Origin of the sequence: Brumimicrobium mesophilum, from assembly GCF_003025005.1 — a bacterium.
Lineage (GTDB): Bacteria > Bacteroidota > Bacteroidia > Flavobacteriales_D > Crocinitomicaceae > Brumimicrobium > Brumimicrobium mesophilum.
Window position 1 is genome coordinate 280,518 of the sequence record NZ_PVSS01000001.1, and the last position, 22,145, is coordinate 302,662.

The following is a 22,145-nucleotide window of genomic DNA, read 5'->3' on the forward strand; positions in this document are numbered from 1 at the left end:
ATTAATAAAGTATAATACTATTTTTGCAATCGCTTTGAGGTAATCTCATGGCTTTTAGGTAGAAATACCGGTCCTATAACTCAGTTGGTTAGAGTATCTGACTCATAATCAGAAAGTCCCTGGTTCGAGCCCAGGTGGGACCACAAAACAGAATTGAGAGAAGAGAGTGAGTGCGAAGGCGTTCACTCTTTTTTTTTGCGCTAATGTTTCTGGGCGAGAAGTTTATTCTGAGCGACTAAAGGAGTCGAGGTAAACCCAGGTGGGACCAAAGTTTAAAAAGAAGACTTTACTTAATTGTAAGGTCTTTTTTTTTAAATAAAGCCGCGAACGAGATGAAATCTAAAGCGAGCAGCGCAACTCTACTATTCCACTTTCACCTCAGCCGAATAAAATTCATTTTTGTTAATTTTCTGATAAAATATCCAAATAAGTTGGATTAATTAATTCTATTCCGACATTTGTAACTGATCAAATATCAGTAGATAAGGTGAAACTTTTTTTAGGATACATATTTGCATTATTTTTTGTAATCAGTTCAGGTGTTTCTGAATATTCAAAAAATCAACTTGTTAATCAAGTGGATACTAACTTGCAATTGGATTCTAATTCAAATAAACTTGACGCTTCATTCTCGCCTTATCACAAATACGTTCATCATAATTTAGGAGTTGATTTTCAGGAAAAAAATGAAAAATTCAAGAAATTTATCATTTTTACAAAGTCTACAGCAGTAAACTTTAGTTCTTTCCCTAAAAATGTCGATAAGTTTGACTCCACCTACTTTTCAAAATTCATTATTCCATCTGTTTCCAAACATATTCTTTTGGAAACTTTCAGGATATAGAATACTCCCCTCTTTTTAATAATTGGTCTATTTAAAGAAATCTTTAGATACAGTTTCTTATATCTACCAATTTGGTTTAGTGCAAGCTAGTGAATCAGTTCACCTGTACGAAATCACACCGTTTACTATTTATTCAAATTTTATTTACTTGATTTTAGGTTTATTAGACCAAAATCACAAAACTCATTATTGTAATGAAAAAATCACTTATTCATTTAAGTTTGATTGCAGCGTTATTTACAACAAGCTGTAATTCTGAAAGTCACGAAAAGAAAACTGAACACACGACTTACTCGGTGACTTCTCCATTGGTAAAAGACACCACGACCCTACAAGAATATGTTTGTCAAATTCGTTCAATTCAACATATTGAACTTCGAGCACTCGAAAAAGGTTATCTAAAAGACATTTATGTTGACGAAGGTCAATACATCAAAAAAGGTCAATTGATGTTTCAAATTATGCCAAAACTCTATAAAGCAGAGGCTAAAAAGGCAGAAGCTGAAGCACAATTTGCTAAAATTGAATACTTAAACACAAAAGCATTAGCCGACAGTAACATTGTTTCTCAAAATGAACTGGCTTTAGCTAAAGCAACATATGACCAAGCCCTAGCAGAACTTGAGCTTGCAAATGTTCACCTTGGGTTTACCGAAATTCGTGCACCCTTTACAGGAATGATGGGACGATTTAACGTTAGACAAGGAAGTTTATTAGATGAAGGAGAATTACTTACTGAACTTTCAGACAACTCAAAAGTTTGGGTTTATTTCAATGTTTCGGAAGCTGAATACTTGAATTATTCAACAAAAATTGACAAGAACAATTTACAGAAAGTTCATCTTCAAATGGCCAACAATAAAATTTTCAATCATCAGGGTGAGATAGAAACTATAGAGGCCGACTTCAATAATGAAACTGGAAACATTGCTTTCAGAGCAACTTTCCCTAACCCAGAAGGATTGCTTAGACATGGAGAAACAGGAAACATATTAATCCCTACAGATTTTAAAGATGCACTGATTATTCCTCAGAAGGCAACTTTCGAAATTCTCGACAAGAAATATGTATATGTTGTTGGTGATGACAATGTTGTGAGATCTAAAAGCATCACTATTGAAAAAGAATTGGCACATATTTATATTGTAAAATCTGGTTTAACCAAGGATGACAAAATTTTAATCGATGGATTAAGAACAATTAAAGGTGGAGATAAAATTTCATATAAGAAAATTGCCCCACCCGAAGTGATTTCCAATTTGAATTTATACGCTGAATAATCTTATTAAAAATTAGAAATAATGCTCAAAAAAATAATTCAAAGACCAGTATTGGCTATTGTCATATCAATAGTCATCGTATTCACAGGGACTTTGGCGATAAAGCAATTGCCTATTTCCCAATTCCCTCAAATTTCCCCTACAACAGTCAACATCTTCGTTGCCTACCCTGGAGCTAGTGCAGATGCACTGGTAAAATCGACATTAATTCCACTAGAACAATCCATAAACGGGGTTGAAGGAATGAGATATATCGCTTCTGATGCAACAAGTGCAGGAGAGGCAACCATAAGAATAATATTTGAACCTGGAACAGATCCAAATCAAGCGGTGGTTCGGGTAAAAACGCGAGTCGATCAAGTAATGCCTTTACTCCCTCCTCTGGTTCAAAGGGAAGGAGTTGTAATTACGCCAATTCAACCCAGTATGTTGATGTATGTCAACCTATACAGTAAAGACAAAGAAGCGGATCAAAAATTCCTCTACAATTACGCCAATGTAAAAATGATTCCCGAAATCAAAAGGGTAAAAGGAATTGTTCGTGCGAGTATACTGGGAAGTCGTCAATATGCAATGCGTGTTTGGCTAAAACCTGATAGATTAAGAGCGTACAATATTTCAGCTGAAGAAGTATTAGAAGTAATGGAAGACCAAAGTATTATTGGTCGACCAGGTAGACTAGGTAGAAGTTCTGGACAAGCAGCACAATCCTTGGAATATGTATTGACTTATCAAGGAAGATACAGTACGCCAGAACAATATGGCGATATCATTGTAAAAGCAAATGAAGAAGGTGAGATCATTCACTTAAGTGATGTTGCCAACGTAGAGTTGGGTACAGAATTCATGGATATTTATTCCAATTTGGATGGCTACCCTTCTGCAGCAATTGTCCTCAAACAATCCATGGGTAGTAATGCCAGCGAGGTTATCGAAAAAGTAAAAGAAGAATTAGAAGTCATGAAGGCAGACTTCCCTGAAGGAATGGACTACAAAATTAGTTATGACGTTTCAAAATTCCTAGATGCCTCCATCGAACAAGTAACCCATACATTAAGAGATGCTTTCATTTTGGTTGCCCTGGTTGTATTCCTCTTCTTAGGAGATTGGAGGTCCACTTTAATTCCAATTTTAGCTGTCCCAGTTTCCTTAATAGGTGCATTCTTCGTTCTTCAATTGTTTGGATTATCCATCAATTTAGTCACATTATTTGCCTTGGTACTCGCCATAGGAATTGTCGTCGATGATGCCATTGTTGTGGTGGAAGCTGTTCACGCAAAAATGCATGGGACCGATTTAACGCCCTATCAAGCAGTAAAAAGTGTGATGGGAGAAATTGGAGGTGCCATTATAGCAATCACCCTTGTGATGGTCTCCGTATTCTTACCTATAGCCTTTATATCTGGACCTGTTGGTGTTTTCTATCGTCAATTCTCCATCACCATGGTGAGTTCTATCATTCTTTCGGCAGTCGTTGCGCTTACCTTAACACCCGTGCTTTGTGCCATGCTTTTGAAAAATGATCATGGAAAGGAAAGAAGAAGATCTCCTGTCAATAAATTCGTTGATTGGTTCAACAGAAGATTCGACAAGTTAACAGGAAGATATGTGAGTTTATTGAACATAATTGTAAACAGAAGATTCATCACTATCGGAATCCTAATGCTCTTTGGATTTGGAATTTTTGGTGTAAACACTGTCTTACCATCTGGATTTATTCCTAATGAAGACCAAGGAACAATTTACGCTATCATTCAAACACCACCTGGAGCCACGCTAGAAAGAACGAATCAAGTGGCCATGCAATTGCAGAAGATATGTGAGGAAACCGAAGGGATTGAAACTGTTTCTTCCTTGGCAGGTTACGAAATCATGACTGAAGGACGTGGTTCTAATGCAGGAACATGTTTAATTAACCTTAAACCCTGGTCGGAACGTGAACACACCGTTCATGAAATCATGGAAGAATTAGAAGAAAAGTCTAAAGAAATCGGAGACGGTATTGTCGAATTCTTTGAACCTCCTGCTGTTCCAGGATTTGGTTCATCTGGAGGTTTTGCAATGCGATTAATTGATAAAAATAACGCGACAGAATATGCTGAATTTGAAAAAATAAATAATGAATTCTTGGACAAATTAAAAGAGCGAAAAGAACTTTCAGGAATCTTCACTTTTTTCGCAGCTAACTATCCGCAATATGAAATTAAAATTGACAATAAAGCGGCAATGCAGAAAGGTGTTTCCATAGATAAAGCGATGGAAAACTTAAACATTTTGATTGGAAGTACTTATGAACAAGGGTTCATTCGTTTTGGACAATTCTATAAAGTTTACACCCAAGCAGCTCCAGAATACAGAAGATATCCTTCAGATTTATTAAAGTTATTCGTAAAAAATGAAGAAGGAGAAATGGTTCCTTATTCATCATTTATGACTTTAGAGAAAAAACAAGGTCCAAATGAGGTCACAAGGTACAACTTGTATAATTCAGCTGCTATTAGAGGACTTCCCGCGAAAGGCTACACTTCAGGAGATGCAATTGAAGCCATAAAAGAAGTAGCGGCAGAAACATTGCCCAAAGGATATGACATCGCTTGGGAAGGACTTTCTTACGATGAAGCATCACGTAGAAATGAAGCATTATATGTTTTCATCGTCGTTCTCATCTTCGTTTACTTGGTTCTTGCGGCACAATATGAGAGTTTCTTATTGCCTCTTGCAATCATTTTCTCTTTACCTGTCGGGATTTTCGGTTCTTTCTTGTTGTTAAAAATGATGGGATTAGCCAACGACGTTTATGCTCAAGTTGGACTGATTATGTTGGTAGGACTACTGGGTAAAAACGCCGTCCTTATTGTCGAATTTGCGGTAATGAAGCATGAACAGGGAGCTACTATTTTAGAAGCAGCTATCGAAGGTGCTAGGGTTCGTTTTAGACCAATTTTAATGACTTCTTTTGCCTTTATCGCAGGATTAATTCCTTTGGTAATGGCCCATGGAGCAGGTGCAATTGGTAATAAAACCATTGGTGGATCAGCATTGGGAGGAATGATTTTTGGAACTATATTCGGGGTAATTATTATTCCTGGCTTATACTACATTTTCGGTAGAATGAGTGAAGGACGTCAACTTCTAAAAAATGAGAAAGATGCTCCATTATCCGAAGAACTTTACTTCGAAGAAAACCCAAAAGAAATTCCTACCGACGATAAAAATAAAAACCAGAACTAATGTTGAAAAAAACGAAATATATAAGCATTTTTCTCTTCGCATCGCTGTCATTGACTTCTTGTAAAAGTCTTCAGCTCGTGAAGAGAGAGGAAAACAAAACTGTACCCGAAGGATTTACGTCAACCGAACAAAATTCAAAAGACACCTTAAATTCTGCTTCATTAAAATGGAAAGAATTCTTCACTGATGCACAATTGATAAATTTAATTGACACTGCATTACGCAACAATCAAGAACTCAATATCATCCTTCAAGAAATTGAAATTTCTAAGTATGAAATTGGCGCTAAAAAGGGAGAATACCTCCCTACAGTGTCAGGGTATGTTGGCGCGGGTGTAGACAAAGTAAGTCGTTATACAAGAGACGGTGCAGTTGAAGCAACTACAGATATTATTCCCGGAAAGGAATTTCCCGAACCATTACAAGATTACGTTGTAGGAGTTCGTGCAGAATGGGAAGTCGATATTTGGAAGAAATTAAGAAATGGAAAGAAAGCAGCTGTTTCGAGGTATCTTTCGAGTGTTTCTGGTAAGAATTTCATAGTAACTCATCTTGTCTCTGAAATAGCCAGTGAATACTATGAGTTATTGGCGTTGGATAAACAGTTAATTCGAGTGAATCAAAACATCGATTTACAAACCAATGCGTTGAGAATTGTGAAACAACAAAAAGAATCAGCTAAAGTTACAGAACTCGCCGTAAGAAGGTTTGAAGCACAGTTGTACAGCACTCAAAGTTTAAGATTCGAAATTGAACAAAGTATAGTTGAAACAGAGAATAAAATTAATTTTTTAGTTGGAAGATTCCCACAACCTGTTTTAAGAAATGCGAGTACATTCAACGATTCTATTACAAGAGTGATTAGTGACGGACTACCCTCTCAATTGTTAGACAATAGAATGGATATTAAACAAGCTGAGCTAGAACTTGCATCAAACAAATTGGATGTGAAAATTGCAAAAGCACAGTTTTATCCTTCACTAGGTTTATCGGCTGGAATAGGTTTACAAGCTTTTGACCCGACTTTTATCGTCAAAAATCCTGAATCCATATTATTTTCATTGGCTGGTGATTTAGTCGCTCCATTGATCAATCGAGCAGGAATTAAAGCACAATATTACAGTGCAAATGCCAGACAACTTCAATCGATTTATGAATATGAGAAAACGATTCTTACCGCTTATATTGAAGTAAGGAATCAACTATCTAAAATTGAAAACTTAAATAAATCATACGAATTCAAAGCCAAGGAAGTTGATGCATTAAATGAATCAATTAAAATTTCTAATACCCTTTTTAAATCTGCAAGAGCTGATTATTTAGAAATTCTATTGACCCAAGAAGAAACAATAGATGCTCAATTTGAATTAATCGAAATCAAAAAAGCACAACTAAATGCTATGGTGAATACCTATGTGGCACTTGGTGGAGGGTGGAATTAAAGGATGTTCCGTGTAAATTGTTAAAGAAAGGACTTTACGTAATTGTGAAGTCCTTTTTTGATTGGCTAAAAGAGAAAAGGCTCACATGTTTCCATGTAAGCCTTTTTAATTCTTTTTTTAGAGTGCACCTATATATCAAGTATATAAAGGCACTATGGTGTGCAAATATAATACTTTTTTTTAAACTTTTGCTTTTATTCGGTTTAATCCGTCGTTAAAGGTTGTTAACCGTCGCAAAAGGGCGTTTTTTTTTTAGTGTAAAGAACTCTAGAACAAATCTAATTGGGACTGATCATAATAAATACCGTAGGCCTTTGGAGAGCTGTGTTTAAATTTGGAAAGACAGCCATTTATTTCATTAAAAAAATCGTTTTTCCTGTTTTCTGAAATATGACTTAGCACATAAGCAACTACCTGAACAACTACTCTTAGATTGTTTCTCTTATCATCTTTGTACTCGATCAATGGAATAGTTGGTAGACTCTTAGGTAAATAGAAATTATATAAAATTGCTCCATGTGCGCATCTATTCCTAATATGCACTAAACCTTTAAAAACTTGCTCAAATTTTTGAAATGGTTTAATACCTAGATTTTCTGAAATTCTCAATTTGATACTTTCGTCTTTTGCACATTCATAAATTTTAAAAATAGATCCGAAAGGAAAATTCTCTAAAGTTTTCCATGAAGGTGCATATTTACATTCTGGATATTTCTTATGGTGGTTCTTGATTACATAGTGTTTTTGAATAAAATCATTATTATAGTGTCTAGGAAATTTTTCAATAAAAACTTCAGCCATTGCATCCTTATTCACAAACCAAATAGGGTCATCTTTATACTTCATCGACATGAAATAAACTAAATTGGTTCTAAAATTAATTTCAATCCGATTGAGGTATTTAATTAGAATATATCGAATATCGTTATCAAGATAATATAAATCAATTATTGTTTTAAAATTTGTTCCTTCTTCAAAGTTGTTTGAACCATCATTTTTCTTTAAGTCAAACCAATAAAAACCGAGTCGGTAATAACCAATATCAAGTAGGATTTCCTTTATTTTTTTATTTTCAAAACCTTCAAAATTCATTCCTCTTTCTCTGAGTAATTTAATTTGTTTGTCTATTGATATTGCAATGCCTCCCATATTTATACTTTTAATTCCAAATGCAATCGAACGTTTTCCGATTTCCTAATTCAACCAAATCCCCTAACTCTCCTCAACAATCTTTATCTCCTCTTCCGTCAATTCATAAAGTTCATAAACCATCTGGTCTATCTCCTTATCCGTTTGATCTATCTGTGCTTTTAACGCCAAAGCTTTTTCTTGCTCTGCGATAAAGTAATCTTCCCACTCTGCTTTTTGACCCAAAGACAAAACCACTTTTTTCTTTTTCAATTCCTTTAAAAAATCTGCATAAGTAAGTTCATACCAACTCTCTAACTTTTTAGTGAGTTTGTCTATTTCTACAAATTCCCGCTGGAGCGTGCGGTGGAATTTTTGAGAAAAATCCTGAAAATCTCTTATCAAATTATTAATGGTTATAGAATAGCTTGACAACTGATTTGTGAATTCTAAATTTGCATTTTTAATAGGTAAATTTTTCAATTCGTTTACTTTTATTTTAGGGAATAAATCGTCTTCTTCCGAATAGTATTTTCTGAAATAAAAACCATACAATTTACTATTTAAAAGTGCAGTATAATATTCTAAACTTTCATTTTCACCCTCAAAGTTTGTGCAAACATACAAGGACTGATCTGCATAATATTTTTCATTATCTAAGTAGGCAAATAGATAATCGCTTATAACTTGGCGCAAAAGTATTTTAGGTTTTTCAAAATAATGTTCACTTTTAGAAGACATCAACCATTTCCCCCATTTTATGTAGCTCTCCTCCCATTGGAAACTATACCTTTTCACACCTTTCCCTTTAATTTCTTTTTTATAACTATTATCAACTAAAGTGTCGGAATGGTAAATTCTATTTTTAACATCATCAGAAGTAAGAGGTAAACCATCCAAATTGATTCCATATTTGGCTTGATAGGGTTTAAAACCATTTGAAATATCTAGTTTTTGAAATAATTTATATTCCGCAGAGTTGATCTTTTTTAAAATTGTGTCAATTTTATGATTTGAAGCAAAAGAGATTAAAAAATTGTCATTCTCTAACCATTCATTTTGATTGAAACTATATTGAATATCCAGATCTTGTCCAACTTGTACCTCATTTGAAATTTGAGGAATATTATTTCTTAAAATAAAAATAGAAGTTTCAACATTAGCATCTTCGAAAATTATTTTTCTATTGAAATTAATAAGATTATTAATAGAAGTTTCTGTTAGAAGTATCTCTCTTAGTTTTCTAGCGTATTTATTTGACAACCAAGCATTCGGTATTATATATCCAATAATCCCTTGTTTCTTACATAATGTTTTAATTGCCTTTTCTGAAAAGATATAATACACTTCTGAATGTCCAATTACTGAATCATAATTAGCTCTATAAAACCTGATGGTTTCATCATCAAGTTTTGCCCCATAAGGCGGATTCCCAATCACCACATCAAAACCACCTTTATCGAAAATATGCGGAAATTCCTTCTCCCAATTAAAAGCTTTTTCGCCTGCAACTTCTGGATCATCAATTAAACTGTTTCCGCATTTAATGTTGTTACTTAAATCGTTGAGTTTTCTATTGGGAACTGCTGTTCTTAACCACAAAGAGAGTTTGGCTATTTCAACACTTTCTTCGTTTAAATCTACTCCAAAAAGATTGTTTTCTAGGATGCTTTTTTCTACGTCACTCAATACCATCGCATCACCAAACAATTTGGCTTGTAATTCGTCGATGTAACCGTGTTCCAAAATTAGAAAATCTAACGCTTGGTTTAAGAAAGCTCCAGAACCACAAGCAGGATCACAAATCGTTAATTGAATTAACCAATCTCTATAATTGGTTAATTTATCCAATAATATTTTAGTGGTTTTCTTCTGTCTCTTTTTGTCGGTAGCGTAATCGTCTTCATGAATTTCAAGCTCAACTTTCTTTTCATTACACAATTTTCCTACTGTGTTTTCGACAATGTATTTTGTGATGTATTTCGGCGTATAGAAAACACCGTCTTTCTTTCTTTTCGTATTTCCTTTGTCTACTTCCTTCCCTTCAATTTCTGCTTTTACTTCATCGATTTCGTTTAAGGAATTTTCAAAAATATGGCCTAAAATATTTACGTCAACTTCGCTATCAAAGTCATATTCCGAAAGTTTTAGCGTGTGTTTGTACAATAACTCATCATCGATTTGTACAGCATCTAATACTTCATTCGGCTTAAACAATCCGCCATTATAAGCAAAAACATCATAGTTTTTACCTTTAAAACCTGTATTTAAATACCCAAAGTATTTTTTATAGCGATCAAAAAGAGGAGAATATGCATCAAGGTCTTGGAGTTTTTTCCATTGGCTTAAAACCAGTCTCACAGAATTCGGAGGCAACAAATGTCTGTCTTCGGCAAAGAACAAAAACAAAAATCGATCGAGTAAAGTTTGAGATTGTTTGAACAAGGTTAACTTATCAAACTGCGGATTGAGTTTAACTAAATTCTGATATAATTCCTTTTTAAAAAGAGAGTAATCTTTATAAAGTTCTTTGGTAATCACATCTTCTTGGCTTAACGAATCCTTTTTAATTTTAGAAGGAATATCCTTTTTGATATTTTCGTAAGCCAAACATAAAACCATCAAATCAAACTCCTCTTTATTGAGTGTAAACAAATTAAACTCGATATGTTCTATGGCATTATCGATGTAAAACCTTAGTTTTTCAAAATTCGAAGTGATTACATACGTACATTTCGGTTGATTGTTTTTATAACCAAAAGCTTGAATCTCAATCTTACTTAAATCAGTAGTATTTGTTCCTTTTAACTCGATGACAGCTTTCACTTCATCATTTACGAGAATAGCTCCATCGGCTTTTTTACTGTCCTTTACGTTTTTTTGTTCTGTGGTCAGGTTAAAATTCGGTTGAGGATTTAAAGTATAATCAAAAATATTCACGAACAATTCCCTTAAAAATCCTTCTTGAAACTGTTCTTCTTTACTACTCCTGATGTTCTCTTGAATTTCAGGATTATGGAAATAGGATTTAAATAGCTCCCATTTGATATTAATCCACTCCTGGTTTTGAGACTTTAAATGTTTTGTAATTACTGTATTTTGAAATAATGGCATGTTTCGAAGTAAAGGTTATAAAATGAAAGTTAAACTTAATATTTTTAAATGAAATAACGCGTTGGAAATCATAGAAACCAAAAAAAGCAAGACCTCAGCCTTGCTTCTCCACTTCTAATTTACGATTTAAATAGTTAGCAGTAAGTAGCGGTTGTATTTTTTTAAAATAACTATTGAAGAATAAAGTTAATCTTCACATTTTTAGTTGAGCGAACATATTCACCGTTCTTAACTCCTGGCTTCCATTTTGGCGACGCTTCAATCACACGAATTGCTTCTTCTTGTAAACTTTTTGAAAGTGATTTGTTTCTCACTTGAACATCTGTTACGCTACCATCGATTTCTACTACGAAAACCATGTAAGCTGTTCCAGATTCTTTAAAATAGACACTCTCTTCTGGATACTTCACTGTGTTTTTCAAATAGCCCAACCAACTTCCTTGAAATTGCGCATCTACATCCGGAAATTCTACAAGAACTACATCAGGTGCTTCTCCTAAATCTACACTGAAATTTCCAGAAGTCACATTTTTTAATTCACTTGATGTAACCGCTAATTGCTGATTCTTATTTGTGCTTTTAGTTACGTCAATATGATTCAATAAATCGATTGAAAAAATTGGTGTAGATGGCTCTGATTTTTGTGGTGATTTTTGTACTTCTGGAATTTCAATCACTGGTGGAATCTCCTTTTCAACCAACATCACTGGAATATCAATTTCTACTTGATCATATACTTTCTTTTCTGACAAGTAAATAGGAGATTTATAGCTAAATGCCATCAAAGTAGCTGAACCTACAATAAATAATCCCAACTGGAAAAACACTTTTCTGCTGGATTCTAGTTCAAGTTTCGGATTTTTCTTCTTCATCATAATATTAAGTTTTTAGTGATGCCTAGGAATTAACAATTTTTATACCAATTCCGAAACCTATTGGTATGACTATTGGCTATCAAGGTTTTATAACCATTGTTAATTGTATTAATAGATAGTAGAATTCAAATAGAGTTACAAAAAAATGGGAATTGGCTAATTTCTAATTCACATTCAGGCTGTTTGGATATTGGTTAAAGCCTTTTCAATAAATCTAAAAAATCACCACCAAAAACAAAAAAGGTCCGCTCCAATGGAACGAACCTTCTGATAAGTATCAAATATTAATCAAAATGACTTAAAATGAAATCACCTCTGAACGCGTTAATAATTAAACCATAATCATTAAAAAATTATTGGTCTAACAATTTGAATCCTTTACCATGAATATTCATAATTTCAATTTTCTCGTCAGCCTTTAAGATTTTACGCAATTTTGCGATGTAAACATCCATGCTTCGTCCGTTGAAATAGTTATCATCTCCCCAAATAGCACGCAATGCTGCTTGACGGTCGAGCACTTGGTTTTTATTTTTCGCCAACAATTTAAGTAATTGACTTTCTTTAGTTGTTAATTTATTTTCTTCGCCATCGATATCGATAACACGTTTCATCGGATCGAAAGTAAACCTCCCAATTGTATACGTATCGTCTTGTACATCATCCGCGTCTGTTGAACGTTTCAAAATAGCTTCGATACGTGCAACCAATTCCTCCATGCTAAAAGGTTTTGTTAGGTAATCATCAGCACCCAGTGCAAAAGCCTCCAACTTATCTTCTTTCATAGATTTCGCTGTAAGAAAAAGAATAGGAATCTTTTTATCGATTAATCTAATTTCTTTTGCGACAGTAAATCCATCCATTTCTGGCATCATTACATCCAGAATAGCAAAGTGATAGTTTCCATTGTTAAATTTCTCCAAGGCTTGTTTCCCGTCTCTTGCTAAGTCCACTTCATAACCTTTTGCTTTGATGTATGATTCCAACAACATTCCTAAATTGTTATCATCTTCGCTCAATAGTATTCTTAATTTATCACTCATTTTCTTTAGATTTATCAATTAATAAAACGAAGCTAGATCCTTCGCCAAACTTACTTTTCACACTAATATTCCAACCTTGTACTTCGGCTATGGCTTTAACATAATTAAGTCCTAGACCATAACCTTTTACATTATGAACATTTCCGGTTGGAACACGATAAAGTTTATCAAAAATTTTATCTAAATGCTCATTTTTTATTCCTATTCCTTTATCAATAACAGATAACCTGTATTTATCTGCAGATATTTTCTCCGTTTTCACTAAAATATCAACTTCTTCTTTACTGTATTTAATTGCGTTATCGACTAAATTCGAAACCAAATTATTGGTGTGAACAGCATCGCCAATAAAAGGCATCAATCCTGGAGCTTGCTCTAAACGAATTCCTCCTTTTGGAATTCGTATTTTCGATTTAGCGACTACTTTAGAAACGATTTCATTCAACTCTAAGTTGTCACGTTTCATTTTAATGTCACCTTTATCTAAAACCGCAGTTTTTAATATTTGTTCTACCAAAACCCCCAATCTCTTGTTTTCTTCATCAATCATTTTAATGAAAGGAGAAACGCTACCCAAATCATTTTTGGTCATGTCCGAATCCGACATTGCTTCACAAGCCAAAGAAATCGTACTAATTGGTGTTTTAAATTCATGTGTCATATTTGAAATAAAGTCACTTTTCACCTCAGCCAACCTTCTTTGATGAAGAATGGTTTTGAACATAACATAGAACGATAAAACAACTAATAAAACCAATAAAATACTCACCGTTAAAGTTAACCACATTTCATTAAACAGCACCGAGTTCTTTTGTGGAAATGCAACATGTAAAGTCAACTCCTCATCAAATAAATTACCAGGGAATAGTCTAACAGATTTCGTTATTGCTGTGTCAATTTTTAAATTATATCTATCCGTGTAAGAAGGAAAACTAACTATCTCATCGTCCTCATTAAAAATAGCATAATTAAAGGTAGTTGTCAAGTCTTCCACCTCAAAAGTTTTAGAAATCATAGAATCCAAAAATGCCAAATTCACACGTTCTGACGGCAATATTTCATTGGTTTGACGGAATGCTGAAACCATCATCTCACTGATGTATTTCGACTTGTTGAACAAACTATTTAACACGCGCTTATCCAATTGAAATGCTAAATCATCTATATCTTTTTGAGAAGCTCCTGATTTGAGTCCTTGATTCATATATGAAGACAATTCGCTAACATCTCTAGCTAAAACACTGTGAGTTGCTTTTACATGAGTTAGAGAATCATAAGAATCTCCCGTTATGTGCAGGTAATTAATATCCTTACCGTTTTCATAAATCAATGTATCTCGAATAGAAACAGACTCACTAACTGGAACTAAATTCTGAAATTCTTGCTTTAAAGCTTGTTTATATTGACCGCTGAAATCATTTCCGAAAAATGAAGTATATCTTTGCAGATCCGAAGCTTTTTCATGCCGAATTACCACTTTGGATAAAACATTTTCCATTTGAGTACTTAACTCTTCTGACTTCTTTTCATATAGCTGAAAGGCTTGATATAATTGAAGGATAACCAGTGCTACCAAAGCTGTACTGATTAATATTACGATATGTTTTAATTGAAATTTTCTCACTTCTGCAAACTAAAATACTGTTATAGATGATTTGCGGCTGATGCTTAACCTTTTTTAACACCCCTGTGACCACCTTTCACTAGCTCTCTTACGATTTAATTAAATTTTAACTCAAGTTTCAAGAATCCTAAATAGCACCGAATATTGATCTAAAAAAAGTATTCTTAAAATTATTCGAGAAACAAAATTAATATCTAAAACAACTTTATAAAATTAGAAAATCATTTTAATATTTCATTTCTTTTGAGCAACATTTAAGTCCAAACTTTAGCTCCTTCGGAACAATTTTTACAAATATCAATTTTTGATCTATCCAAAAAAACTTGCTTTCTAAATGATTGATATGCCTTAGATTTCCAAATGGTTTTAAAATCACTATTTAAAACGTCACCCAGCACATGTTGCGCATCTTTATCAAAGCAGCATGGCACAACTTTCCCATCCCAAGTAAGCACCGTAGAAGACCACATTCTCCAGCAATGATTACTCAATGAATACTTGCTTTTGTACGTCCCATCTTTCATTTTTTTGTAACGGGCATATTTTTCGTTCTCTGGCATCAAAGAATTCCCATTCTTGTAATCGTAAAGTTGAGCAGTTTTTAATCTTACCTCATCCACTCCTAGACTTTTCCCAAGTTTAAAAACATCGTCAATTTCGTGTTCATTTGGGCGCACCACTAAGAATTGGAAAATCAAATGAGGTGTATTGCTTTTGGCTTTATTCTTCGCCGCAATCATGTGTTTTGTTCCTTCAATTACCTTTTCTAGCTTGCCACGTTTTCTGTATTGCTCATAGGTTTCCTGGGTTAATCCGTCAATGGAAATAATCAGTCGGTCTAACCCCGAAGCCACAATTTCTTCAGCCTTCGATTCATTGATAAAATGTGCGTTTGTAGATGTAGCAGTATAAATTTTTCTTTGATGAGCAGCTTTAATCAACTCCAAAAAATCAGGATGAAGAAATGGTTCTCCTTGAAAGTAATAGTTGACATAAAAAAGTTGTTTTCCTAATTGCTCTAACATCAACAGATGCTCTTCCACATCTAACCTCCCAGTTGCTCTAGTGAATTGCTTGAGACCACTCGGACATTCTGGACATCCTAAATTACAAGCCGTGGTAGGTTCGATGCTCGCTGCGTAGGGCATTCCTTTAGAAATAACTTTCTTGAAATTTTTGGCCAATAAATAGGAATAATATAACCTTAACACGTTCCAAATTCTGGAAAATGATAATTTGGCGAGAATATTTCTTTGATCTCTAAACATCTCGAACAAAGGTAAACCGATTATTTTGATAATTGTAAATACTAGACCACGAGTTTTTCCTGCATGCTGCCGTGATTTTTCAACGCGTAGTCTTACTTGGAAAACTGGCGAAAGCAAACACTAGATCAGTGTTGAACTTCGTGAGCACTTTTTAATATTCCTACATAAAACTTAACCTTACAGACAACTTATAGAAAAAGTTATTCTTCATTTCATCGAACTCGTAAGTTCCATATCGGTAGAAAGTTCCTAGACCAAATCCTAGAGGACCCAGTTTTACCAAATAATCAGCAATAATTCCAGATTCAAAGTACCCTTTATCTGGGGTTTGAAAATTAAAGTTTTGATGGTCTCCTCTATTGCTCATTTCTCCATAACCTGCGGCACTATGAAAAATAAACACTGGTTCCGACCAAAAAGTCTCATTCTTCATTGGTAAGAAGCTAAATCTAAAAAATAGAGATGAGAATTTATCGCTAAAAAATTCTGATGGCCCCATAGTTTCAAAAGTGTTGGCTACAGAAAGTGTGTAATTTATACCAGTTCCTTCATGAATTTGCAATAAAGTAAGGGGTACATCACCGATAGTCAATCCATTTTTACTCACCAAATTTATATTCCCAACTCCTCGAATAGCGAAATCTTGATGAATTTGAAAGTTGAAACGATAATAATCATAATTAGAGTCAAATATTCCATTCATTCCTTTTACCGCCTTAAAAGTCAACTTAGGCCATTTAGTACCTAATGAAACTCTCCTATTTTCAAGCATCATTATATTTTCACGAATATTCCAATTGATTACAACTCCTGCTTCTGCCACATCAAATTGATCAGTAGCTCCGTTATTCACGTTTATAGGGGCATACGCATAATCATCAATAAAAGTAAATCGTTTGTAGTTTGCAAAAACTTGAACTTTCAAATTTTGCCGAACTAGTCCACTCAAATTGATTCCTGCAAAGCGTTCTCTATCGGCTAAACTCACAAAGAAATCTCTATAAATTCCTTGATTCGTTAAATTAAAGGCGTCATCATAAAAATTGGTATTTCCTCTTTCGTGGATATCATCTTGATAAAGCAATTTTAAGTTGACCATTCGTTTCTGATTCAAATTAAAATTAACATTACCACCCCATTTCCATTCTTTGTCTTTCAGACCATAAGCGGCATATCCAGCAGCTCCAACCACTTTACTAAGGCGAGAATTTGTTTCTAATCCTAAACCAACACGAAGTCCTTCCTGACGATTAAAATAAGCGAGCTGCCACACGGGTAGATTAAAGATTCCTGCTGGAATTTTACCAGTAGAAGCTACTTTAGCAAAAAACAATAATTTGTCTAAGTTCGCGTCTTTAGCAATACTATCAACTACAACATAAGTTTCGCCCTCTTTTCCAGATGCCGTTTCACCTCGTAATTCTTTTAATGCTATTGAATCTCTCAGTGCACCCTCATCCACTTCTACCGACACAGGATTAAATGCACGAAAGCTAGGTTCTTGAAAGGCGACATTACTAATATAAACCGTACTTCGGCCTATTATTGCAGTGTTTCTTTGCAATTGAATTCCTTGAAAATCAAGTTCTGTACTAATTTTAGTTGGAAACCATTTTTTATCAGCCGTATAGCTATACTCTTGAATAATTTTGGCATTCATCACTAATTTCTCAGGATAAGGAGAAGCAATAACACGTTCAATTGCCCAAGCTCCAGTTCTCACGAATAAATAACCTGACAATCCATCAAATATTTTTCCTTTTCGTGGTCGAAACTTAATGGTAAAAGTTGTGTCTTGAGTTGCAGAATGCACCAGAGTATCCTCTAAAATGAATAAATATCTTCTCAACCCTCCTGGAGCAATAGGATTAATATAAGCATCTTGATTTAACTCAAAATTATTATCATAGAAAGAAAAAGACTGAAATTGCTTCACTAAAGTTGCAAAAATTGGATCTTTAACCCCGGAAACGTTATATGCCGTAACTACTTCCTTATCATAATTTGGAGGTGAGAATGTTCGATTGGCTTTTGTTTCGGTCAAAAACAAATATTGTTTATCAAAAAACTCCATTGTTTTAATGGTCGAAGTGTCTGTAATGGTATCTCTCTGTACTCCCTCGTTCAATTCTCCAGTAAAATACAGTTTTGAATAGGAATCATAAGTGAACGCATCGTTTCTTAGGGGATCATTATCCTTCTTGTAATCCATCACATTTTGTATGATTCTATGTGCAGGATTTTCCCCTGGTCGAATCTCTACTTCATCATACACTTGTGCATCAGGAAATAAAAAAACACGCGGCTGTTCAATTAAGTCTGAACCTCTCACTACGGTGTCCTTATAATCAAAAAAACGAAAAGAATACAAATGAGTTTCAACTATTAAAATTGAAGCCTTCCCATCAATATCCGTGATGACAGCTTTATTTATACCGTCTGATACTTTTGCAAAAGCAACAGGATTATTAGTCTGTGCATCTATAACTTGAATTTCTGTTTCTTGCGCTTCTAAAAGTTGTGAAAAAAGCAACACAGCAAGAAGCAATAGGATTTTTCTCATTATTTTTTATCAAGTTTTAATACTTCAATCTTGAAAATTAAATCTGCATATTGAGGAATTGTAGGTTGACGACCAGCTTTTCCATAGCCTAAAAAGTAAGGAATATATAAATCAATTTTTGTTCCTTGCTTACTCAAACCAACACCTTCGTTGAAACCTGGAATTAATCCCATTTCCAAATAACTGAAATCTAAAGGATGGTTTCTATCATAAGAAGAATCAAATTTCCCTCCGTAAACTAATTCACCTAAATAATGTAAACTTACTTGGTCTCCACGCGCTGCAACTTCTCCTTCTCCTTCTTCATGCATAACGTATACCAATCCTGATTCTGTTTGAATCGCATCTGGTTCCATTTCTTTGATGATTTCATAGAAATATTTTTTATATTCTTCTTCTGATTTAGCTTTTGCCTCAACCAAACGAACGGTATTTTGTGCTTTCAATTTTTCCATTCTCAAACGCTCTACTTCAAAAATTGCTTCTTGTTTTTCATATTCTTTTTTGAAGACTTTAGATGCATTGTAAAACCATTTGTATTTCAAACCTTTCTTTACGATATCAATAGAAACTATTTTATCTCCTTGCTCAATGGCATCAACAACATCCTGTCCCTCCAAAACTTGACCAAAAACAGTGTGTTTTCCGTTTAAATGCGGAGTTGGCAAATGAGTTATAAAAAACTGACTTCCATTTGTATTCGGTCCAGAATTCGCCATTGAAAGCGATCCTTTTGTATGAGGAACTTCAATATCAGTTTCATCCCAAAAACGGTAACCAGGATTTCCCGAACCATTACCATCAGGGTCTCCACCTTGAATCATGAAATTATTGATTACTCTGTGAAAATTCAATCCATCATAAAAAGGCTCTTTGATTTTAATTGTATCAAAAACTTTGAGCTTCCCTTCTGCCAAACCAACAAAATTAGCAACAGTTAAAGGTGATTTTTCATCATGTAATTTAACGAATATGTCTCCTTTCGAAGTAGAAATATTTGCATATAAACCTTTTTCTAATTTTAACTCCTTGCTTTGTGCAATTGATGTAAGAGCAAAAAACATGATTGAAATAACAGCGTAAAATATTCTCATAATATAAATTTAATTGTCCAAAAATAATAAAACTCTTTGTTTATTCAATACATTTAATTTTGGGTGGAATTTAGGAGGTTCAAATGGACTTCTTGGATGTTGCGCTTTAATGAAACGCTGACACATCGACAAGATTAGCAGAATTGCAAGCAACGAGGATAATCACAATTTTTCAGATAAGTGAAGCGTGAAATGAAGATCATTTTTATTTGCAACCAGCTTTGATTCTTCAACTCATCGGAAAATGCACTTGAAATAATTACTTTTGTAGCAATGAAAGCCAAAAGAATTATTGTTTCTGTGACGAACGACTTATACACTGACCAACGTGTGCATAAAGTTTGTTCTTTTCTCCATGAGAATAATTATGAAGTGCTTTTAGTGGGGCGAAAGTTAGAAAATAGTCAACCAATCAATGACAGAACTTACGCCATTAAGAGGTTTAAATTATTATTTACGAAAGGCGCACTGTTCTATGCGAATTACAATTTACGTCTGTTTTTCTTCCTAATTTTCAATCGTTTTGATGTTTTATTGAGTAATGATTTAGATTCTTTATTGGCGAATTATTGTGCTCATAAAATCAAGGGGAAATCAAGATTAGTTTACGACACTCATGAATTATTTACTGAAGTTCCAGAATTAACTGCCAGACCAAAAGTGAGAAAAGTTTGGCTCAAAATTGAGGAATGGATTTTTCCAAATCTGGAGGCTGTTTACACCGTAAATGAATCTATTGCGACTATTTACTCCAAAAAATACAACAAAAACGTTCGAATAGTACGCAATGTATCCAAACTTTGGAAACCAAAAATGATTTTAAGTAAATCGGAATTAAACTTACCTGAAGACAAAAACATTATCATTTTACAAGGTTCTGGAATCAACGTTGACAGAGGTGCTGAAGAAGCGGTTTTAGCCATGAAGGAAATAGAAAACGCATTATTCCTAATCGTTGGAAGTGGCGATGTTATTCCAGAACTAAAAACCATGGTTAGCGAAAACTATCTTGAAGAAAAAGTTCGATTTATTGGGAGAGTACCCTACGACACCATGATGAATTATACTTTTCATGCAGATATTGGATTAAGCTTAGACAAAGACACCAATTCAAATTATAAATATTCATTACCGAATAAAATTTTCGATTATATCCATACCACAACGCCTGTGATTAGTTCAGATTTAGTAGAATTGAAGCGTGTTATTAATAAACACGATGTTGGAAGAATTATTCCAGAACACAGTGCGAAAGGAGTGGCCAAGGCAATTAATTCGATTTTAAATGACCCAGCACTTCTAAAAACTTTAAAAGACAATTGCAAAAAAGCGGCTGAAATTGAAAACTGGGAAGAAGAAAGTAAGGTCTTGGAGGAGGTTTATTTGTAATGATAAATTTCTTCTTTGCGGAACTTTGCGAAAACTCCGCGTAGCTCTGCGTAAACTTTCCTTCCTGAATAGTACACAATGCACTGTTTAAAATTATCACTCTTTCACTAAAAAAACCATCTAAACATTCTCGAACTTTACATGAAATGAATCAATAGAGAAATTATGAGATTATTATTTGGTGCTTTACTATTAGCTATAACCCTTGGATCTTGTGTTCCAGCAAAAACATACAATGATTTAGTCGCAAAAGAAAAAAATTGTGCTGAAGAATTAAAACGTTATAAAACTTCCTCTTTAGATTATGAAGCACAATTAAAGACCGTTCAGGCACGAGCGGATTTAATGCAAAAAGACATTGTAAAATTAAAAGCAGATACTTCGGCATTAGGAAATCAATTCCGTTCATTACAAGCAAAATATAATAATTCTGTTTCAATGGGAGCCTCTTTTGAAGAGCAACTCGACAAAATAAAAGACAGCGATGCAAAGCATTTGGCACGTTTGCGTTCAGATTTAGAAGCGAAAATTATCGAAACACAACGCAAAGAGGACGCTTTAATGGCTGCTGAAAAAGAATTAAAAGAAAAGCAAATTCTTTTAGCAGACCGTGAAAAACGTGTAGCAGAACTGGAAGAAATAATTTCTCGTCAAGAGATGGCAGTAAAAGCATTGGAAATGAAAATTTCTCAAGCCTTAAGAGGATTTGAAAACAAGGGACTTAAAGTTGAAGAACGCAACGGGAAAATTTATGTGAGTTTGGAAGCCAAATTATTATTCGCATCTGGAAGCACAAAAGTTGAAGCAGAAGGAAGAAAAGCAATTATAGAATTGGCAAAAGCTGTTCAAGGAGACGAAGAATTAGAAATCATTGTTGAAGGACACACAGACTCTGATGCACTTTCAAGTGCTTCTCACCCAAAAAACAATTGGGAACTTTCTGTTTTAAGGTCAACTTCTGTTGTATCGATTATGATGGACAATTCATCAATTAACCCAAAGATTCTTTCAGCTTCAGGTCGTTCATCTTATCACCCAGTTGATCAGAATGACAAAGCTAAAAATCGTCGTATTGAGGTGATTATTGCACCGAGGCTAGACGCCTTATTTGAATTGATTTCTAAGTAGTGATTAGTTGGAAAAGCTGAAAATTCTTTACTGAAATTTTCCCACGCACTGGTAAGGACGTTTTGCAAAACGTCCATTACTAGTCGCCTAATCTGAAACAACAAAAAACTCCACAAATATCC

The 22,145-nt window shown here is 34.1% G+C and carries 14 protein-coding genes and 1 tRNA gene; 7 read left to right on the forward strand and 8 right to left on the reverse strand.

Annotated elements, in window-relative coordinates:
• Nucleotides 1-69 precede the first annotated feature (69 nt).
• The 5 genes from C6368_RS01240 to C6368_RS01260 all read left to right on the forward strand — a co-directional run bounded on the left by C6368_RS01240 (nt 70) and on the right by C6368_RS01260 (nt 6,797).
• Nucleotides 70-143, forward strand: a tRNA-Ile gene (locus C6368_RS01240).
• Nucleotides 144-487: 344 nt separating this feature from the next.
• On the forward strand, nt 488-844 hold the full coding sequence (locus C6368_RS01245; protein WP_107037350.1) for a hypothetical protein: 357 nt from the start codon (nt 488-490) through the stop codon (nt 842-844).
• 194 nt (nt 845-1,038) lie between these two features.
• Nucleotides 1,039-2,124, forward strand: a complete 1,086-nt coding sequence (locus C6368_RS01250; protein WP_107037351.1) for an efflux RND transporter periplasmic adaptor subunit — start codon at nt 1,039-1,041, stop codon at nt 2,122-2,124.
• 21 nt (nt 2,125-2,145) lie between these two features.
• Nucleotides 2,146-5,355: an efflux RND transporter permease subunit gene (locus C6368_RS01255; RefSeq protein ID WP_107037352.1), complete on the forward strand. Its 3,210-nt coding sequence runs from the start codon at nt 2,146-2,148 to the stop codon at nt 5,353-5,355.
• Complete coding sequence (locus C6368_RS01260; RefSeq protein ID WP_107037353.1) at nt 5,355-6,797, forward strand: TolC family protein; 1,443 nt, start codon at nt 5,355-5,357, stop codon at nt 6,795-6,797. Before C6368_RS01255 ends, C6368_RS01260 begins: the two co-directional genes overlap by 1 nt.
• A gap of 267 nt (nt 6,798-7,064) precedes the next feature.
• Here the strand turns inward: C6368_RS01260 and C6368_RS01265 are convergent, their stop codons facing one another.
• The 8 genes from C6368_RS01265 to C6368_RS01300 all read right to left on the reverse strand — a co-directional run bounded on the left by C6368_RS01265 (nt 7,065) and on the right by C6368_RS01300 (nt 19,506).
• A complete protein-coding gene (locus C6368_RS01265; RefSeq protein WP_107037354.1) occupies nt 7,065-7,946 on the reverse strand; it encodes an Abi family protein in 882 nt (293 codons plus the stop codon).
• 63 nt (nt 7,947-8,009) lie between these two features.
• On the reverse strand, nt 8,010-11,039 hold the full coding sequence (locus tag C6368_RS01270) for an Eco57I restriction-modification methylase domain-containing protein (RefSeq protein ID WP_107037355.1): 3,030 nt from the start codon (nt 11,037-11,039) through the stop codon (nt 8,010-8,012).
• A gap of 170 nt (nt 11,040-11,209) precedes the next feature.
• Nucleotides 11,210-11,914 carry an energy transducer TonB gene (locus C6368_RS01275; RefSeq protein WP_107037356.1) on the reverse strand — a complete coding sequence of 235 codons (705 nt, stop codon included), beginning with the start codon at nt 11,912-11,914 and terminating at the stop codon, nt 11,210-11,212.
• A 353-nt stretch (nt 11,915-12,267) separates the two neighbouring features.
• A complete protein-coding gene (locus C6368_RS01280) occupies nt 12,268-12,957 on the reverse strand; it encodes a response regulator transcription factor (protein WP_107037357.1) in 690 nt (229 codons plus the stop codon).
• A complete protein-coding gene (locus C6368_RS01285; RefSeq protein ID WP_107037358.1) occupies nt 12,950-14,581 on the reverse strand; it encodes a sensor histidine kinase in 1,632 nt (543 codons plus the stop codon). The genes C6368_RS01280 and C6368_RS01285 overlap by 8 nt, the downstream gene beginning before the upstream one ends.
• A gap of 254 nt (nt 14,582-14,835) precedes the next feature.
• Entirely contained in the window at nt 14,836-15,792 is a 957-nt protein-coding gene (locus tag C6368_RS01290) for a radical SAM/SPASM domain-containing protein (protein WP_234369061.1), read from the reverse strand.
• Nucleotides 15,793-16,009: 217 nt separating this feature from the next.
• Nucleotides 16,010-18,412 (reverse strand): DUF5686 family protein, encoded by a 2,403-nt coding sequence (locus C6368_RS01295; protein ID WP_107037360.1) that lies wholly within the window; start codon nt 18,410-18,412, stop codon nt 16,010-16,012.
• Complete coding sequence (locus C6368_RS01300; protein ID WP_234369062.1) at nt 18,412-19,506, reverse strand: peptidylprolyl isomerase; 1,095 nt, start codon at nt 19,504-19,506, stop codon at nt 18,412-18,414. Before C6368_RS01300 ends, C6368_RS01295 begins: the two co-directional genes overlap by 1 nt.
• A 273-nt stretch (nt 19,507-19,779) precedes the next feature.
• Here C6368_RS01300 and C6368_RS01305 point away from each other — a divergent pair, with 273 nt between their 5' ends.
• Both C6368_RS01305 and C6368_RS01310 read left to right on the forward strand, forming a co-directional pair.
• Nucleotides 19,780-20,895 (forward strand): glycosyltransferase, encoded by a 1,116-nt coding sequence (locus C6368_RS01305; protein ID WP_107037361.1) that lies wholly within the window; start codon nt 19,780-19,782, stop codon nt 20,893-20,895.
• A gap of 165 nt (nt 20,896-21,060) precedes the next feature.
• On the forward strand, nt 21,061-22,023 hold the full coding sequence (locus C6368_RS01310) for an OmpA family protein (protein WP_107037362.1): 963 nt from the start codon (nt 21,061-21,063) through the stop codon (nt 22,021-22,023).
• The last annotated feature ends 122 nt before the right edge of the window (nt 22,024-22,145 follow it).

What these genes read in the sequence shown, in the direction of transcription:
- C6368_RS01250 (WP_107037351.1), top strand. Translation starts at nt 1,039, where the DNA reads ATGAAAAAATCACTTATTCATTTAAGTTTGATTGCAGCGTTATTTACA.
- C6368_RS01265 (WP_107037354.1), bottom strand. Translation starts at nt 7,946, where the DNA reads ATGGGAGGCATTGCAATATCAATAGACAAACAAATTAAATTACTCAGA.
- C6368_RS01275 (WP_107037356.1), bottom strand. Translation starts at nt 11,914, where the DNA reads ATGATGAAGAAGAAAAATCCGAAACTTGAACTAGAATCCAGCAGAAAA.
- C6368_RS01280 (WP_107037357.1), bottom strand. Translation starts at nt 12,957, where the DNA reads ATGAGTGATAAATTAAGAATACTATTGAGCGAAGATGATAACAATTTA.
- C6368_RS01270 (WP_107037355.1), bottom strand. Translation starts at nt 11,039, where the DNA reads ATGCCATTATTTCAAAATACAGTAATTACAAAACATTTAAAGTCTCAA.
- C6368_RS01295 (WP_107037360.1), bottom strand. Translation starts at nt 18,412, where the DNA reads ATGAGAAAAATCCTATTGCTTCTTGCTGTGTTGCTTTTTTCACAACTT.
- C6368_RS01300 (WP_234369062.1), bottom strand. Translation starts at nt 19,506, where the DNA reads ATGAGAATATTTTACGCTGTTATTTCAATCATGTTTTTTGCTCTTACA.
- C6368_RS01255 (WP_107037352.1), top strand. Translation starts at nt 2,146, where the DNA reads ATGCTCAAAAAAATAATTCAAAGACCAGTATTGGCTATTGTCATATCA.
- C6368_RS01260 (WP_107037353.1), top strand. Translation starts at nt 5,355, where the DNA reads ATGTTGAAAAAAACGAAATATATAAGCATTTTTCTCTTCGCATCGCTG.
- C6368_RS01305 (WP_107037361.1), top strand. Translation starts at nt 19,780, where the DNA reads ATGAAAGCCAAAAGAATTATTGTTTCTGTGACGAACGACTTATACACT.
- C6368_RS01310 (WP_107037362.1), top strand. Translation starts at nt 21,061, where the DNA reads ATGAGATTATTATTTGGTGCTTTACTATTAGCTATAACCCTTGGATCT.